We start from the raw sequence: 1707 nt of genomic DNA on the forward strand, positions 1-1707 counted from the left end.
CTGCGCTTTGCAGACACTTGGCTTTTGTGGGTTCTTCGCTCATGCAGCATCTTCCCATGAACCGAAAGCTGCCATTCGAGCGCTCTTTCAGCAACTATTTTGATCTGACGCAATGACAGCCTGCAAGCTCCCATGTTTTCTTACCTAACGTTAACTTGGGAGGAGAACATGCTACGAACAATCATAGCCACAGGACTCTTCGTCGTTTCAGCGTCAGGTCTCGCTTTCGCGCAAAATGCTGATGTTGAACTAGGAAAACAGGAATACTTAATTGCTTGCGCTGGTTGCCACGGTGAGGACGGCGGGGGTACGGGACCACTGGCGGAGTTATTGTCAATTGAAACACCCAGCCTGACGAAAATCACCGAACGCACCGGAGGAGGTGATTTCCCTTATCAAAATACCTTGCTGCTGATCGACGGTCGAAATGACATTCGGGCGCATGGTGGAGAAATGCCGATCTGGGGCGAACGTTTCATGGGCGACGTACGTGCCCATGACAATCCGACCCTTACACCCGAATATGCCGAACTTGTTACCAAGGGTCGGCTTCTCGCCCTCGTGGAATACCTGGCCTCAATCCAAAAATAGGCTGGTCGAGTGCACCTTCACGCCCAAGCTCCAGTATGCGAACTCTGGAATTATGTGCGGCCTAGCCATGCACTACCAATTAGATCGGATCTAAAGGTCAGACACCACTTGCCCCCCTGCGACTGCCGGAAATAAGCGAATGGAAACAACTCTGCCCGCAATGACTACTGTAGTCGTGTTTGTGGCAACTTTGGTTTCCGCGCAGGAACCTCCCGAAGCAAAGATGGAGTGCTTACCGTTTCCCTACAACCAAGCCAATAATGTCAGCGAACATCGCATTCGCGATTTGGTTGTTTGGATTCGACAAGTGCTGGGACCGAAATCGGATCTGTTGTCTGCGCTCGATGACTTGCGTCCCGAGATATGCTTGGTCGAGGCCATATTTGGCGCTGAAGCTTATTTTGAAAAGGAGAGCAATAGGGTCGTATTAAAGAGCGATTTGTCCACAGCGATGATGCAAGCCGTTGCGATCCACGAACTGCGCCATGTGCACCAGGCGAAAGCAGGAACGTGCCCGAGAAGTACGCTTTCGATGCAGGAGACCGCTCGCATGACATTGGCTCTTGAAGCTGACGCAAGTGCCGTGAGTCTGGCCATAGCGTGGGATCTGAAGGAAGCTGGCGCGCACCAAACTTGGAATGCGCTTTCAGACTGGTCCACGCATGCTGATCTTGCTGATGAATTCGAGAAAGAAATGAATCTGAGTGGTGACAAGATTCGCGCAACCGCCAAGGCTTTTGCCAAGTGGTACACTTCAGATTGGCGCCGAGAAGAGTACTACCTGTCCGCTTGCAGCGAATACCTTGATCGCCAGGATAGAAACCATGCTATTCCGATGTACGGTATGGCGCCGGCGGAATTTCTCGATCACCTTTGCAGACTTCCAAGTGGCGAACCGTACCGCTGCGAAGAACCTTCAATGGAAGATAAGTGAGCGGGAAGGGATGATCTGCGATCAACGGCGAGAACGCGCCGGAAGAGGACTCGTCGTCATTGGACCGAACGGCAGCGCAATCCGCTGATTAGACCTTTGCTGGTCTCGCGATGAACGTCCGCTGTTCTTTGACGTGATCGGACGCAAGGAGCGCAGATCAAGCGGCGTTGCGGTTGCCGCGA

The 1707-nt window shown here is 52.7% G+C and carries 2 protein-coding genes; both read left to right on the top strand.

What is annotated here, in order from left to right; genetic code table 11:
- The first annotated feature begins 168 nt into the window (after window positions 1-168).
- On the top strand, window positions 169-591 hold the full coding sequence (locus AX756_RS25420) for a c-type cytochrome (protein ID WP_170307725.1): 423 nt from the start codon (window positions 169-171) through the stop codon (window positions 589-591).
- A gap of 139 nt (window positions 592-730) precedes the next feature.
- On the top strand, window positions 731-1525 hold the full coding sequence (locus AX756_RS24685) for a DUF6782 family putative metallopeptidase (RefSeq protein ID WP_068318527.1): 795 nt from the start codon (window positions 731-733) through the stop codon (window positions 1523-1525).
- The last annotated feature ends 182 nt before the right edge of the window (window positions 1526-1707 follow it).

The organism is Aliiruegeria sabulilitoris (genome assembly GCF_001558155.1).
Lineage (GTDB): Bacteria > Pseudomonadota > Alphaproteobacteria > Rhodobacterales > Rhodobacteraceae > Tropicimonas > Tropicimonas sabulilitoris.